Below are 15,744 nucleotides of genomic sequence, written 5' to 3' on the forward strand. Positions count from 1 at the left end.
TGTACCTTTCAATTTTTAATTGAAATTTCCAATTCACTAAATGATTTTTCTTCAACAGTAGAATAAGAAAATACTTCCTTAAAATTATTTACAATATTCATTTTTGCATCATAAAAATTTATTTCTCTACTTAATTCTTTACTTAAGGATGTTACTTCTTTATCTGTAATTCCGCATGGAATAATTCCATCAAACATTTTTAAATCTGTGTTAACATTAAACGCAAAGCCATGCATTGTAATCCATCTGCTTACTTTAACGCCAATCGCACATATTTTCCTATTGTCGATCCAAACACCGGTATATTTATCAATACGTTTCGAAGTTATTCCGTAATCAGCACAAGTATCAATTATAACTTCTTCCAACGATCTTAAATACAAATGTGTATCTTTTTTCCAATCAGATAAATTTAAAACTGCATAACCAACTATTTGTCCCGGTCCGTGATAAGTAATATCACCGCCTCTATCTATTTCAAAAACTTCAATACCATTTTCATCAAGTTTATTTTGGTCAAATAATAAATTAGATTTATCAGCAACTTTTCCTAAAGTATAAGTATGAGTATGTTCACAAAAAAATAGAATATCATTTACATTTCCTAAAGTTCTTTGATTAAAATATTTTTTTTGAATATCCCAAGCTTGCTGATATTTTATTTTACCTAAATCACAAACCAATAATTTTCTTTTTGTGTGTTGATTTTCCATTAACATTTACAGCGGTTTAAGATAGTTGTAATCAAAATATCAATAAATATAATGAAGAATATCTTCAAAACAAATTAGATGAAAAGACGTTTTAATCCCTTAAATATTGTCTAAAAGCATGAAATCTTTTTGTGTTGAATTTTCATTTTTGCTAAAATCCTTCTGATTAAATTCACAAAATTTTTCTATAGGACAAATAGAACACTTATAATTTTTCGGCTTACAAATTTCCCTTCCCAATCTTATTAAATTTGTGTGAAGTGAATGTGCGATGCCTTGCGGTAAATTTCTATTTATCTCAAAAAATGTTTTATCCGGCGAAGTAGTTTTTACAATTCCAATTCTATTTATAGTTCTGTGAACATGAGTATCAACCGGACAAATATTTTTATCAAGTGAAAAAAGCATTACGCAGCTTGCGGTTTTAACTCCAACTCCCTTAAAATTTGTTAAATATTTTATTGATTCATTTTCATCCAAATTTTCCAAAACTTCCAAATTAAAATTTCCGGTGTGATTAAAAAGTTCTTCAAGTAAATTTTTTATTGCTGTTGCTTTCTGAAATCCTAAGCCCGCAATTTTTATTTCATTTTCAATTTTTGAAATATCAGATTTTCTTACATCATCCCAGTTTTCAAAATTAAATTTTAGATTTTGAAATGCTTTATATGAATTTTTATCATTTGTATTTTGTGAAAGAATTGTTGCAATCAATAAATCAATTGGCTTAGGAAGCTTATCGGCTCTTGCTGGAATTCCAAATCTTTTAATTAAATTTTTATTTATTACAATAATTTTATTCATACTATTTGCGTTGATAAAAAAAATCCCCACTACATAAAAATGTAATGAGGAAAATTTTTCCGAAAAAATTTATTTTAGAAAATTAATCCAATATCAAAATATTGAATATTTTTTAATCGATTATAATCTGCGTAGGCATAATTAAAAGTAAATTCTAATTCGGGCGTTAGACTATAGTTTACGCCAAAACCTAATGTAAGACCTTGCTCGCTATTTGGTAAAAATAATGATTTATATCCGCCACGCAAAAACACCATACTGTTATACGAAAATTCCAAACCGGTATTTAGATATTCTTTATTATCATTTGGATGAACTGCATCAACTGCGGCTTTTACTCTAAAAAATCTTGTGTCCAAAACATTCATTGCTAAGCCGACTCTAAAATTCAATGGCAAATCATTTTTTTCCGCCGCATAATTTCCGGGAATATTATTTGGTCCAGATTCTGAAGTTTCATTCGGATCAATATTAATTTGCAAATCTCTACCAGCTAACTGCATTTTAGATCCAAAGTTTGAGAAGCTTGCGCCAATTACCAAATCATTAAACGGAGTTACATAATAAGTGCCAACGTCAATAGCAACGGCAGTTGCAGAAGAATTCCAAATTGATTCTTGAACATATTTAAGTTGAAACCCGATTGAAAATCTATCGGTTAAACTTTTTGCAAATCCTACTCCAAGAACTAAAGAATTTGCATCCCAAGTTCTACCATCGCCTTCGGGATATTCAATTGTTCTAACTTCATCTTTAGGAACTTGTAACGATGAAAAAGTTGCAAAGATTGTTCCGAGTCCATCAACATTTATTGATCCGGCGGCAAAATCATAATTAACATCAGCAAGCCATTCCGAATGATTAAATGCGACTTGGCTATTTCCTTTTGCTCTTGTAATTCCGGCAGGATTAAAATAAACAGAATAAATATCATCGCTAACGCCTACATAAGCGTTGCCCATACCAAGCGAGCGTGCACCGGGAGCAATTTTAAGTACAGCCGCAGCAGTAGTTCCAACTCTTGTAATTTCCTGATCAACTTGAGAAAATATTAAATTTGCGCTCATAAGTAATATTACAAGAATTAAAAATTTTTTATTTATTGTCATTGTTTTCTCCAACAATTCACCAATATTTATCAATTTAACCAACTTAAATTTTAAGTAATAATTTTATTTAATAACTCCAAATCTTCCAATTTTTTCGCCAACACCAGGTGCATCAACATGGAAAATATATACTCCGTAAGATATTCTCATTCCTTCCGAGCTTAACAAATCCCAATATGCAATGCTGCCATTATCATTCTTTTCTATTGTATCAACTAATTCACCGGTTAAAGTATATATTCTAATTGTGCAAACCGGCGGCAAATTACGGAATTGTAATTCTCTTTCTCCGCGTTTGGTTTGTGTTCTTCCGGGATTTTCAGAATCACTGAAAGCCACATACGGATTTGGAACTACATAAACTTCATTCAATAATTTATCAGATGTTGAAGCTACAAATTCAGCTTTCTTTGTATTGAAAGTATATTCATCTCCGGTTTCAAATGGTTTATCCGTTACGAGTTTATAAATATCCCCAGCTTTCGGAAGAATTTGTTCTGAAACCTCGGGATCTAATCTTAAGTCAATTTGATATGAGGTTGTAGCATCAGTCGCACCTTGAGGCTGCAAAGTTATTGCTTCTCCCCAATCCCATCTGCCATTAAAGTTTTCTTGATCTGTTACAAAAGTTGCCGGTTCTTCAAAATGATAATTTGGAGCTTTATCAATTATGTAGAATATTTTAAATGGAGCTAAAACTGGTCCTAATAAAGTTTGAATTGTATCTGCATTTGCCCAAGCACCGGTCTCTGTTGTATCCGTATTATTCCATCTAATTTCCCAATCAGCTTTTATTTTAACTTTATCACCGCCAATTAAAGGAGGATAAATTATTCTATCATTTACTGTAATTGCAGAATTTGTTGTAAACCTTGATTCAACACTATTTGCATTTAACTCATCTTCCTGAACAAAAACACGCATTCCATCAAAAACATCATTTCCATCTTCACTATCAATATACTTGCTTTGAAAAATCGGATAATATTTGTAACTAATATTATAAACGTTTCCTTCGGGTAAACTTTCGGCGGTGTTTCCCGCAATTTGTCCGCGCTCCGTATTTACTGCATAATTTGAAGCTGGAATAACAGTTCCACTTTGATCTTTTACAACAATTGATTCGCCAACAATATTTTTATGTCTAAGCGCAACTAAAACCGTACCTTTTGATGTAAACGAATAAGCTACTCCAGTTTCATCCAAAACATTATAAATATTTGTTGAATCAAAATTAATTTTATAAGTTTTATCTAAAACTGATAAATTATCTAAAGTTTCAATACTAATTTCACCTGTAGCGTTTCCAACTAATTGAGTTGGTTTTCCGCCGATTCCAACTTCCGAAGTTTTCACTCCACTAGCAATCGGACCCGGAATTACTGATAAAGTATTTACGTCAAAAATTAATTCTCCGGTTGTTGGATCCTGCTGAATTACAGATTGTGTTTCCGTCGGCGGAAGATCAATAGAACCTCTATCGTAAGCAACAACGGCATAATAATATTGAACTCCGTTTTGTACAGTTGAATCAACATATTCATGAACTAAGCCTGTGTTGCTTCCTAAATTGTATCTAATTCCTCTTCCAACGTATTCAATTCCGGCAAGACCGGAATATTCATTTACTAAATCAAATTGTGCAGGAAGTCCGGAATTTACATCAAATAATGCTTGTCCTAAAAATGGAATTCCATTTGCATCTGTAATTGTGTAAACATCAGAAAAATTAAAATCGCGGCTTCTATAAATTTTGTAACCTTCAAAATCTTGTTCGCCGGTTAAAGGATCAATTGAAACTTCTGATTTTGCGTCCCAATATAGAGTTACTTTTCCATCACCGGGAACTGCAGTAACAATCGGCTTATCCGGCGGTTGTGCAAATTGATAATCAGCTTCAAGAATTCTAACCGAAGTTGTTGCATTTAATAAAAGATCATTTAAATCTTCACCAAGTAAAATTACCATGGAAAATCTTTGCGATTCTCCTTTTTCTAAAATCATTGGTCCCGTAGAAAATGCGAAAATATTATCCCCAGCAGATTGTAAAAATTCTTGATTGGGATCAATTTCCGGCTTTGTTAACCAGCTCCAAATTATTTCATCATCTTTTGGATCAACAAGTCCCCATCCGTTTACCGTAAATCCGGTTAAACCTAATTGGTCAGATTCCGAAATATCTCTAAATCCGAAATTGGGTTCCGAACCAGCCCATTTTTTTCCAACACTCCAATCATCTGTTAAAGTTCCAATTTCATCGTCATCGAATAAACCATTATTATTTAAATCATTATACCAAGCTTGAGATGGAGCTCCGTCTCCTTCGCCGTAATCTTTTCCGGGATAATTTGTAGATTCCGGTCCAATTCCATCAATACCAACATCATTTTTTTCCGGATCCCAGTCTCCGTCTTCATCACCTGACCATCTAGCTTTTGGTGCACCGTAAGTTCTTGTATATTGTACAACATCTAAAATTCCAGTATTAAGCGGCACAATTGTTCCATCGATATATTCGCCTTTATTTAGAAAAGGTGATTCATCAGCAATACCATCGTCATCATTATCATTTTGGTCATCATCTAAAGATGGAGATTCAAGAAATTTCCATCCAAAATAACCGGGACGTTTTCCCCCTCTTCCTTTGAAATCCTGATCCCAGCCATAAACCATGCTTCTTTGTCTTTGTTCAAATTTCTCTGCTAATTCACCTTTAGGAGGAATAAAAAATGCCATATCATCACCAGTATCTCCAACACCTCCAATATGCGGGTCACCAAACATTCCCATATAAAAATTGCCAAGATCTTTATCACTCGCATTTGTTACTTGATATACACTAAAAATCAAATCTTCAGCAAGTGGATTATTAAATTGAAGGATTCTTACATCGGCGTCAATTCCCAATCCACCTTTTGTAACATCGGCTTCAAAGGGATGATATCTAGAAATAAATTCATGATTCGAATAATCGTCAATAGCAAAATAAACTTCTTCATCGGGAGAAGTAGATGCATCACCTAAAAACGCTGGCCATAAATATTTACCGGCTCCGGCAGAATACCAACTTTCTGGCCAAGAATCTGGTTTTCCGTCACCATCCAAATCTGATGCATTTAACGAAGCAACGGAATTTTGATTTGGATCACTGTATCCAGATTTCGGAAGATATCCCCATTTTTCTTTACCGGATTCATCATAATCACCTTCTGAAGGTGATACATGTGAATCGCTGATAATGCTTACAGAATCACCTTGAATTGTTGGAACTCTTGCTCCGGCAATTAATCCAAATTCATATCCGTAACCAAGTCCGTTCCAAACTAAATCTTCAATATCGGCAAGTCCACCGGGACGACAAACTGATCCATAATTAAAAAGTTGCGTCTGTATTTTATTCCCTTTTATAATTATTGATTTTATATCTACTTCTTCGCCGGTAATTTTATTTAACCTTGGACCAAACAAATTTCCATACAATCTTTCAAATTCTTCCGGTGAAGTTATTTTAGTTCTTTTTTCTTTTATTTTTTCATCAGACTGCGCAAATGAAATGCTCACCATTAAAAGTGTAAAAATGATAACTGAAATTCTTACTTTCATCATTGTTCCTAATTAAATTCTTTTGTTGAGTAATTCAATTTATTTCTAATTAAATATTATTGAAAATCCTAATCTAATTTCTCTCGGCAAACTAACTCTTTCTTCTCTGCTGTAATAATTATCTAAATATGAAACATTAAATAAACCCGGATCTTCCAAAAGTCTTCTTCTTAAATCAGCAAACTGACTTGCATTAATTTTTTCTTCGGCACTTTCCAAAGCTTCGCCGGAACTTGCCCAAACATATCTTTGATTCTGAACATCAAATACATTTTTAACTTGAATAAAAACAGAAAGATCAATTGGTTCAATTGTGAAAAATTTCTCCAATTTAAAATCCACATTCCATTGAAATGGTTTGTTTGCCGATGTTTGCTCATAAGTTATTGTTGATAAAGTCGGCGGAAGCGCAGGTGTATATGGAGTTCCGGTTTGCAAAGTATAAACAATTCCAGCCGACCAATCTCTTGGTTCCGAAATTGTAACAGTTCCGTTTATTAAATGTGAACGATCAAAACTTAATGGAACTAAAAAAGTTTCGGTTTGTTTTCCGGCAGATTCACTGAAGAAAAGATCTTCCGTTGGCTCAGTTCTATTTCCTTCGGCAACTTGATATGTATAGTCAAGTGTAGCTGAAAATAAACTTCCCGGGGCTTGTCTTTTTATAAAGGATAAAGTTAAACCCTTTACGTTTGCATAAGAAAGATTTGTTAAAACTTGATACTCTCTTGCATTTTGTGAATAAACTGTTTGAGTATAAATATAGTCCCTTACGTCTTTGTAGAAACCCGTTAAATCAAATTTGAAATCATCAGTTAATTGCTGCTGCAAACCTACTTCATATTGAATTGATCTTTCCGGATTTACATTTGCATTTCCAAATCTTGCAACTGTAGAAACATTTTCAACTTCCCAAATTAAATTTCTGTACAAACTTGATAATGAACCGATTTGATAAAAGTGTCCATATGAAAATCTAATTACTCCTCTATCGGTTATTGGATAAGAAACACTCAATCGCGGTGAAAACATATGTTTAACTTCTGCATCGGTTACGTATTGTGTTAAGTTCCCACTTTTTTCATCGTCAATTTCTTGTGATAAATTGTAATTATATTTTTCTGCGGGATCAAAATATTCATATCTCAATCCGGCATTAAGAATAAGTGTTTTTGCTAATTCAATTTTATCTTGAATATAAGCAGCAAATTGAGTTGGACTTACTTCAAAATTATCAACTTCCGGATCTAAAACATTTTTATATTGAACATTATCGCCGTATAATAAATCACTTGGACTTAACACACTGTTATCAGCTTTAACAAAATCCAAAGTATAAGCTTCTCTAACTAAATCATGTTTTCTAAACTCAAATCCGGCTTTAACTTCATGAATATTAAAAAGCTGTGAAACAATATCGCCTTTTAAACTGTAAGTTTTTGTTGTTCTATCTGATCTATAATTATCCGTTCCGCCGGAATAATAAAGTGTTGTACCAATTGTCTGGCTGAAAAAGTTTGGTAAATATCTTTTATCATTATAATCTTCATACAAATAATATTTTGCATTATTCCATGAAAACGAGCCTTTAATTGTATAGAATGTTGAGTTACTTATCGTATGAGTTAGATCAAGTGATTGAACAATACCAGTACTGTAATCTGTACCTAAACCATCCGGATTAAATAAATATTGTCTTCCTCTTGTTAAATCATATCCGGGTCCAAATGCACTTGACTGAGACTTATCATAAACAAATTCATATTTCAATTTAATTAAAGATCCAAAATTATGACTAATATTTGCTTGAATATTCCAATCTTGAGAAGGATCCATTGCAACTAAAGAATTATCTCCGGTCGGTAAACCATTACTTGTTTTTGAATAGGGATTAAAATAATACGGCTGACTTGCATCGCCGTTTCTTGGATCTGTGCTTTCAAAAGCTTCTGCAGTTAAATAAGAATCTGTTGTATTATATAATCTCTGTCCGTAATAAACTCCTTTATCATCTTCAAAAATTCCGGATATAAAAAATTTTGTATCATTTGAATAAGGAATTTTTCCGCCAAATGTAAATTCAACACGTTTTCTATTTAACGGATCAAAATCTTCTATGTTTTTAAATAATTCTTTATTTGATGAAAGATATTCACCAGTATAACCTCTTAAACTAAAACTATATTTATCTCCGCCTTCTTTTGTTACATAATTAACAACACCGCTTAGTGCATTGCCAAATTCAGCACCAAAAGTTCCGGTTGAAACAGAAACTTCTTGAACAGCATTTGTTGCAACGCCAACGGCTTTAGAATTTCCGTACGGATCATTTATTGAAAGTCCATTAATTTGATAAGCAACTTCATTATCTCTTCCGCCTCTAACGTGTAAAGTTCCATCATCATTTTGAACAACACCGGCTTGAAGTTTAATTACGTCTGCAATATTATCAACCGGTAGAATATCCAAAGTTTCGGAATTTATTGCAACAGTAGGATTTGTTAAATCCTGGCGAATTAAAGGATTTCGCTCACCTTGAACAATTACTGCATCCATTTCAATTGCACCGGAAGGAAGCGAAAAATCAATTGCGGTTGTAAATCCAACATTAACTCTTACATTGGTTCTTGTTACTTTTTGATAACCTATATAAGATGCCGTAACTGTGTAAACTGCCGGCGGAACATTTAGAATTACAAAATTTCCGTCAATATCTGTTGCGGATCCAATTGAAGCATCCTCGATAAAGACATTTGCAAACGGAATTCCTTCACCGGTTGCGGCATCAAGAACTTTGCCCATTATTTTTCCGGTGGATTGCGCAAAATTTACCGAATAAGTTAAAGTGAAAAGTGAAATTAAAAAAAGTAAAAATTTGTTTTTCATAAAATCTCCGGCTCAACTGTAGTTGAATTGAAGTTTGAGTCTTGAAGAAACATATACTCTAAAATATTTCACAACCAAGAATTATTTCCCGGTTGTGAAAATTGAAATTTATTTTAAAACCGTCATTTTAATTGATTTGGAAAAATTACCAAACTTCAATTCTGCTAAATAATTTCCGCTTGTAACTTTGCTTCCGTTGTTATTAGTTCCATCCCAAATAATTTGATGATTTCCGTTTTTGTAATTTTGAAAATCAATTAAAGATTTAATTTCTTGACCAAGCATATTATATATTTTTAACGAAATTTGTTTGTCAATTGGCAATGAAAAATTAATTGTCGTAGATGGATTAAACGGATTTGGATAATTTTGCTGCAATTTGTAATCATCCGGAGTAACTATTCCATAAAGATTTTCTTTCAATCCAACTGCCGTTCCGTCATATTCCAAAACTCTAATTGTTTGTCTATAATTATTAAAAATTTTATAACTTTCATCATTATTTAGAATCCACTGTCCAATACCTGTAGTATCAATCCAATCATAAATATTTATTTCTATTGAATCATAGACACTTTGTTCTGCTAAAACTATTTCTAAATTTCCGTCTTTATCAAGATCAACGTTATCCGCAAAAATATAGGATGTAAAAGGTGTTTCTTTTTTTATTGTATCAATAACGGTTGGATCAAATCCAATAGGAGTTTCAACAACTTCCATTGAGTCTGTTCCCGCATATAACGTATCAAGTCTATAAGTTACTTTTCCGTTATGAATATCCCAAGTTGCAAAAACATCTCCACCTTCACCATTATAAACCAAATTCAAATCATAAGAATTGCGTTCTAACAAACTTCCTTCACCTTTATATTGAATTGCAACTAAATTTAATCCTGTTCCGCCGCCAGTATAAAGTTCATCTTTCCCATCTTTATTTAAATCACCTTTAACAATAGGCCAAAGTTCAACTGCAGTTTTTTCCGCTAAAGCGGCAATTTCTGAACTTTTTATAATTTCTGCATAATTTTGAGTTTGAGAATCATTTGTCCAAATGTTTTCACCGGAAGCTGTACTTGGAAAACTTAAAACTGCAACTGCGTGAGCATTTCCGTATTGAGTACCATAAATTTCATCTTTACCATCGCCATCCACATCGGCAGCGCGAGCACCAAAATAACTAACGCCATCAACTGCACAATATTCATGATATACGCCTTTAGCTTTAGCATCAGCATTATCTGTTGCAGTTGGATAAGAATATGAATTTGGTCCATTTACTCCTATTGACCAAAAACCATAATTACTCCAGGTATGATTTAAAATTTCTAATTTTCCGTCTCCGTTTATATCACATGGTTCTGCATTCCAAAAAGAACCTCCTGCACCCCAATCACCGCCATTAGTTTGTTCCCCTGGCTTTCCACCTTCAATCTTAATAGTCGCAAATCCGGGGTTTCCTGGTGCATAAGTACCAGTAACAGATAAAATAAGAACATCTTGTCTTGGATCTTCACCGTGAGGAATAATCTCAGTTTTTCCATCACCATCAAAATCATAAACAGTTAATACTTCTCTATAAGATCTAAAACCTTCACGTCCTCCAGCACCAGCAATTTTGGCTGGTGTAATACCAAATGCTGGTTGGGTTCCCCAACTAGTTCCATCCCATTCAAAAATAACAATTCTTCCAATTGAACCATCATCATTTTTATAGTAAGCTTGTTCAAAAATTATTTCCTTTTTACCATCTCCGTCACAATCACCAACTTGAATAAACCGAGGTGTTGATTGAAATCTTGTATGCCCAACATCTGCAGGTTCTGCCATTTTATCTTTTGTAATTACAGGAGATGACCAAATTATCTCTAATAAAGAATCTTGAACAACCTTTAATACATGTACTCTCCCACCATTAGAATAATCAGTTGCCAAAATTTCTTGATCATCATCGCCATTTATATCAGCTACGATAACTCTTCTTACACCCAAATCTGCTGCATATGGGAATAGTGAATCTGCCGGATCTCCCGTACCTGGAACTGTAAAAACTGCCATATTTTTTGTAGCTATCGGAGTTGTTTGTGCTTGATAAGTTATTGTAGCGGTCAACAAAATAATGTTAAGTAGAAAAAATTTCTTCATAAAGCCCCCAAAATGACTTTGTTTATTATTATTTTTATAAAATAAGAAAATACAATCATTTATTTTCTTTTGCAATATTAAAAACCAGAATTGATTTACAACATAAAACATTTTGAATTTTATTCGATATTCTCTTAATTATTATTCAACTTAAATAAAATTTGTGGAGAAAGAATGTCAACATTGATGGTAAGTGTTTCCGGAATTCGCGGATTAGTTGGTGATGGTTTGGATCCGAACACAATTGTAAAATATGCATCAGCATATGCCGATTTTTGCGGTGCCGGAAAAATAGTAATTGGTTCAGATGGAAGAATTTCCGGTAATATGGTTAAACATACATTAATTGGAACTTTAATTGCAAAAGGCAATGATGTTATAGATATTGGAATTTGTCCAACACCAACAGTTTTATATAATGTTACAAAACTTGGCGCAGTCGGCGGAATTCAAATTTCCGCAAGTCACAATCCAAATGAATGGAATGCTTTAAAATTGTTGAATTCTAAAGGAGAATTTATGACTCCCGAAGAAAATAAAATTATGTTGGAAAATTTGGAATCTTCAAACAAGTTTAAGAGATGGAATGAACTTGGGATATTAACTCAATATGATGAAGGATTAAAAAATCATTATGAAAATGTTTTAAAATTAGTTGATGTTGATTTAATAAAATCCAAAAAGTTTAAAGTTGTTTTGGATTGTGTAAATGGTGCCGGAAGTTTTATTATGCCAAAATTTTTAAAAGATTTGGGATGTGAAGTAATAAATATAAATTGTGAGCAAACCGGAATTTTCCCTCGTTTGCCGGAACCAATTCCAGAAAATTTAACTGAAACAATGGAATTTGTAAAAGAACAAAATGCGGATTTGGCAATTGTTGTTGATCCGGATGTTGATAGATTAGTTTTAATTACAGATAAAGGCGAACCGTTTATTGAGGAAAATACAATTACACTTTCTGCAAAACACGTTCTATCAAAAACAAAAGGAAATGTTGTAGTAAATTTATCAACAACTAGAGCAATTGATGACGTTGCTTCTGTGCAAGGTTGCAAAGTTTTTAGATCTCCGGTCGGCGAAGCTAATGTTGTAAAACTTATGAAAGAAGTTAATGCAGTAATCGGCGGTGAAGGAAGCGGCGGAGTAATTTATCCCGAACTTCATTATGGAAGAGATGCTTTGGTTGGAACTGTTTTAACTCTTGAACATTTGGCGGAACAAAACAAAAAACTTTCTCAAATAAAAGATGAATTACCAAAATATTTTATTGCGAAGAAAAAAATAGAATTGGGAAATGTTAATCCGGATAAAGTTGTTGAGCAGATAAAAGAAAAATATAAAAACGAAAAAATAAATACGGATGACGGTTTGAGAATTGATTTTGAAAGTCACTGGGTTCATTTTAGAAAATCAAATACGGAACCGATTATTAGATGTATTGCGGAAGCAAAAACTGAGGAAGAAGCTAATTTATTTATCGATAAATATTTTAGTGAAATTAAAGAATTGATGAAATAAAACTTTGTGTTTTTTGTGAAGAATTTCTCTGTGATCTTTGTGGTAAATTTTCCTTTAACCACAAAGAACACTAAGTAAATACACAGAGGACACAAAACTAATTTAATCTTTGCCGCTTCTTAAAAAAACTCATTAATGAATTATCATACGAAGAAGTTGTATCAATCAAATTATAATCATAACCAAGTTTTGTACAACCGTTTTTTATTTCATTCAAATAATTCTGCATTGAATCATAATAAGATTTTTGAATTTGAATAGGCTGAGTTGTAAGTTCTTCTTTCGTTTCAATATCAACAAATATTGAATCATTCCTAAAATTAAAATTTATTTCAGTCGGATCTAAAACGTGAAAAATTATAACTTCATTTTTTTTGAAATAAAATTTCTTCAGCGAATTTAATATTTCTTTCGGATCATCTAAAAAATCCGAAATTAAAATTACTAATCCCCGTTTTGTAATTTTTTCCGCAATAGAATTTATTGAATCGGAAGTTTTAGTTTCACTATTCGGAGAAAATTTTTCAATCTCAGTTAAAAGTTGTGTTAAATAAGTTCTTTTAGATTTTGGAGATAAATAACTTTTCAACTCGCTTGAATATAAAGCCAATCCAACTGCATCTTGCTGTTTAAGAAGAAGATAAATAAAACTTGCGGCTAAAACTTTTGCATATTCAAATTTGGAAATCTCACTTTCATTTTTGTAATCCATTGATTTACTTGTATCAAGAATTACATGAGCTAAAAGATTTGTTTCTTCTTCATATTGTTTGATAAAATATTTTTCACTTTTTGCAAAAACTTTCCAATCTAAATTTTTGATTGAATCGCCTTGCATATAAGGTCGGTGCTGACTAAACTCAACACTAAAACCGTGGTAGGGACTTTTATGATAACCAACCATAAAACCTTCCACCACAGTTCGTGCTTTTAGTTCAAGAGTTTTTAATTTTGCAATTACGGAAGGATTTAAAAGTTTAGAAAAATCATTCTGCTTTTTCATTAATTTTTACAAAACATTATTATTTCTTAAAACATCTTCCGGCGATTTGCCTAAATTTTTTAATTCCATTTGTGCATCATCTGCTAAATCACCATTTGGATATTTTTCCAAATACATTTTGTAATTTTTTTCTGCTTTGGGAAAATTTTTAATTTCGTTGGCAAGAATAAACGCCGACATAAAAATTGAACTTTCCGCTAAAGGTGAATTGGGATACTTTTCAAAAATTATTTGATACGTGTCAACCGCTTTATTTAACGATTCCATAGGTTTTACATTTTTTATAACTTGACCTTGGTAAAGTTTTGCAATTTCAAATAATGAAGAATCTGCAACTCCGCTTTCCGGAAATTTATTTACAACTTCTTCAAATTTAACAACCGCTTCATCATACTTTGCGGAAGCAATTAAACTTTTCGCTTCGTTAAAAATTTGTTTTTCATTTTCACTGCTGCAAAATGTAAATGCAAATAATAAAAATAAAATAATTACACTTTTTATAGATTTCATAAATATTTCCCTAAATGAATTTGTTAACCAAAAAAAAATTATGGATTGAATGTTATTAAAGTTTTGAATTTTATAAAAGGAAAATCAATTTGCAATTTTATCTTTTGCTGAAGTGTTTTTAGAATTATGATTTAAATTATTTTTCAATTTTTCATCAGAATTTCCGGCAAATTCTATTAACAGCATATTTGCGCCGACTTCAAATAATTGTTTTTTTTCATTTCTATCAAAAAAATCGATTGAATCTGAAATTATAATTTCTGATTTTCTTAGAATAATTCTGGTAATTGCAATAAATTTTAACATCAAAGAAATTTCAACTTTAGAAATATTTTGAAATTTTGAATAATATTGCGGAACAAAAGGAGTGTTAAAAACCAATTCCGGCTCAATAGATTTAAGCAAAAGTAAATCGTTTACCAAATCTGCTTTTGTTTGATTTGGAAGCCCGACAATATTTCCCGTGCAAATTTTGTAGCCTAATCTTTTCAAATATTTTAAATGATTTAATCTATCTTCAAGCTTGTTGTTTTTGTTAAAGAAAGAAAAACTATTTGTGTTTGATGAATTAAATTTGAGCAAATAAAAATCGGCTCCGGCAAATTTCCAAGCTCTGTATTCATCAAAACATCTTTGCAATAAATGCAGCGTAATTTGAACATCGTGATCTTTTTTAATCTTATAAATTAAATACGAAATCATATCCGAATCGTAATAACTATCAGAACCGGATTGTAAAATTATATTTGTTACATCTTTGCTTATTATTTCTTTTATTTTTACAAGAATTTCATCTGGAGAAAGTCTAAATCGCGGAGTTGAAATATTGTCTTCCCTTAACTCGCAATAAAGACAATTATTTTCGCAATTGTTTGAAAACTGAATTGATGCAATTTTATTTTTGAATCTTCCTAAATAAAGTTCTTTTACTGCGCGAGATTTTTCAAAAAGAATGGAAAAATCTTCTTTTTCTTCCAAATTTAGGAGAAAGAAAATTTCTTCTTGCGAAATTTCATTTTTATTTAAGATTTCTAATAAATTCATTTTTATTTAGCAAATTTTATGCTTAGTAAAAACATCAAGAAATATACCACATAATTGATTTGTCTGATTTAGTTTATCAAACTTTTTAGATTATGAATTTTGTGCAAATTATTTTTCCGATGAAAATATTTCCAGAAACGTTTTTAAAAATTAAAAATTTAATTGATTTCTGTTTTTCGATAAGAATATTTCGTTTTCGGCTAAAAATAATATTCTTTTTCTGTGGATTAATGAATTGAAAATATTACTCTAAAGTTTTACAAAATTTTTATTAATTGAAATGAAAATAATTTTTGTGTGAAATTTGAGATTTGGCTTGTGAAAATTATTTGTTTATTTCCTAAAAGAGAGAATTTTAGATAGTTAATCTTTTTTAATTAAGAAAATTAGGACAAACTTATACTAAAAC

General features: G+C 31.5%; 10 protein-coding genes. 1 reads left to right on the forward strand and 9 read right to left on the reverse strand.

The window, feature by feature from the left end:
- Positions 1-8 precede the first annotated feature (8 nt).
- From lipB to IPH62_18935, 6 genes are all read right to left on the reverse strand, one after another.
- The gene (gene lipB, locus IPH62_18910) at positions 9-713 is read right to left on the reverse strand and encodes a lipoyl(octanoyl) transferase LipB (protein ID MBK7107349.1); all 705 of its coding nucleotides are present in this window, start codon (positions 711-713) and stop codon (positions 9-11) included.
- A gap of 99 nt (positions 714-812) precedes the next feature.
- The gene (locus tag IPH62_18915; protein MBK7107350.1) at positions 813-1,517 is read right to left on the reverse strand and encodes an endonuclease III; all 705 of its coding nucleotides are present in this window, start codon (positions 1,515-1,517) and stop codon (positions 813-815) included.
- Positions 1,518-1,591: 74 nt separating this feature from the next.
- Positions 1,592-2,626 carry a PorV/PorQ family protein gene (locus IPH62_18920; GenBank protein MBK7107351.1) on the reverse strand — a complete coding sequence of 345 codons (1,035 nt, stop codon included), beginning with the start codon at positions 2,624-2,626 and terminating at the stop codon, positions 1,592-1,594.
- A 63-nt stretch (positions 2,627-2,689) separates the two neighbouring features.
- Positions 2,690-6,229 (reverse strand): hypothetical protein, encoded by a 3,540-nt coding sequence (locus tag IPH62_18925; GenBank protein ID MBK7107352.1) that lies wholly within the window; start codon positions 6,227-6,229, stop codon positions 2,690-2,692.
- A gap of 45 nt (positions 6,230-6,274) precedes the next feature.
- On the reverse strand, positions 6,275-9,115 hold the full coding sequence (locus tag IPH62_18930; GenBank protein MBK7107353.1) for a TonB-dependent receptor: 2,841 nt from the start codon (positions 9,113-9,115) through the stop codon (positions 6,275-6,277).
- 108 nt (positions 9,116-9,223) lie between these two features.
- On the reverse strand, positions 9,224-11,257 hold the full coding sequence (locus IPH62_18935; protein MBK7107354.1) for a T9SS type A sorting domain-containing protein: 2,034 nt from the start codon (positions 11,255-11,257) through the stop codon (positions 9,224-9,226).
- A gap of 174 nt (positions 11,258-11,431) precedes the next feature.
- Between IPH62_18935 and glmM the strand changes: the two genes are divergently transcribed.
- The gene (gene glmM, locus IPH62_18940) at positions 11,432-12,778 is read left to right on the forward strand and encodes a phosphoglucosamine mutase (GenBank protein MBK7107355.1); all 1,347 of its coding nucleotides are present in this window, start codon (positions 11,432-11,434) and stop codon (positions 12,776-12,778) included.
- Between the two features lie 97 nt (positions 12,779-12,875).
- On the opposite strand, the gene IPH62_18945 is transcribed toward glmM, so the two are convergent.
- The 3 genes from IPH62_18945 to IPH62_18955 all read right to left on the reverse strand — a co-directional run bounded on the left by IPH62_18945 (position 12,876) and on the right by IPH62_18955 (position 15,335).
- Positions 12,876-13,781, reverse strand: coding sequence for a DUF58 domain-containing protein (locus IPH62_18945; GenBank protein MBK7107356.1), 906 nt, complete (start codon positions 13,779-13,781; stop codon positions 12,876-12,878).
- A gap of 6 nt (positions 13,782-13,787) precedes the next feature.
- On the reverse strand, positions 13,788-14,291 hold the full coding sequence (locus IPH62_18950; GenBank protein ID MBK7107357.1) for a tetratricopeptide repeat protein: 504 nt from the start codon (positions 14,289-14,291) through the stop codon (positions 13,788-13,790).
- Positions 14,292-14,375: 84 nt separating this feature from the next.
- Positions 14,376-15,335 (reverse strand): radical SAM protein, encoded by a 960-nt coding sequence (locus tag IPH62_18955; GenBank protein ID MBK7107358.1) that lies wholly within the window; start codon positions 15,333-15,335, stop codon positions 14,376-14,378.
- Positions 15,336-15,744 lie beyond the last annotated feature (409 nt).

The organism is Ignavibacteriota bacterium, assembly GCA_016708125.1.
GTDB lineage: Bacteria > Bacteroidota > Ignavibacteria > Ignavibacteriales > Melioribacteraceae.

Excerpts from the sequence above, each read along its gene's own strand:
- lipB (MBK7107349.1), bottom strand. The coding sequence starts at position 713 with ATGGAAAATCAACACACAAAAAGAAAATTATTGGTTTGTGATTTAGGT.
- IPH62_18915 (MBK7107350.1), bottom strand. The coding sequence starts at position 1,517 with ATGAATAAAATTATTGTAATAAATAAAAATTTAATTAAAAGATTTGGA.
- IPH62_18920 (MBK7107351.1), bottom strand. The coding sequence starts at position 2,626 with ATGACAATAAATAAAAAATTTTTAATTCTTGTAATATTACTTATGAGC.
- IPH62_18925 (MBK7107352.1), bottom strand. The coding sequence starts at position 6,229 with ATGAAAGTAAGAATTTCAGTTATCATTTTTACACTTTTAATGGTGAGC.
- IPH62_18930 (MBK7107353.1), bottom strand. The coding sequence starts at position 9,115 with ATGAAAAACAAATTTTTACTTTTTTTAATTTCACTTTTCACTTTAACT.
- IPH62_18935 (MBK7107354.1), bottom strand. The coding sequence starts at position 11,257 with ATGAAGAAATTTTTTCTACTTAACATTATTTTGTTGACCGCTACAATA.
- glmM (MBK7107355.1), top strand. The coding sequence starts at position 11,432 with ATGTCAACATTGATGGTAAGTGTTTCCGGAATTCGCGGATTAGTTGGT.
- IPH62_18945 (MBK7107356.1), bottom strand. The coding sequence starts at position 13,781 with ATGAAAAAGCAGAATGATTTTTCTAAACTTTTAAATCCTTCCGTAATT.
- IPH62_18950 (MBK7107357.1), bottom strand. The coding sequence starts at position 14,291 with ATGAAATCTATAAAAAGTGTAATTATTTTATTTTTATTATTTGCATTT.
- IPH62_18955 (MBK7107358.1), bottom strand. The coding sequence starts at position 15,335 with ATGAATTTATTAGAAATCTTAAATAAAAATGAAATTTCGCAAGAAGAA.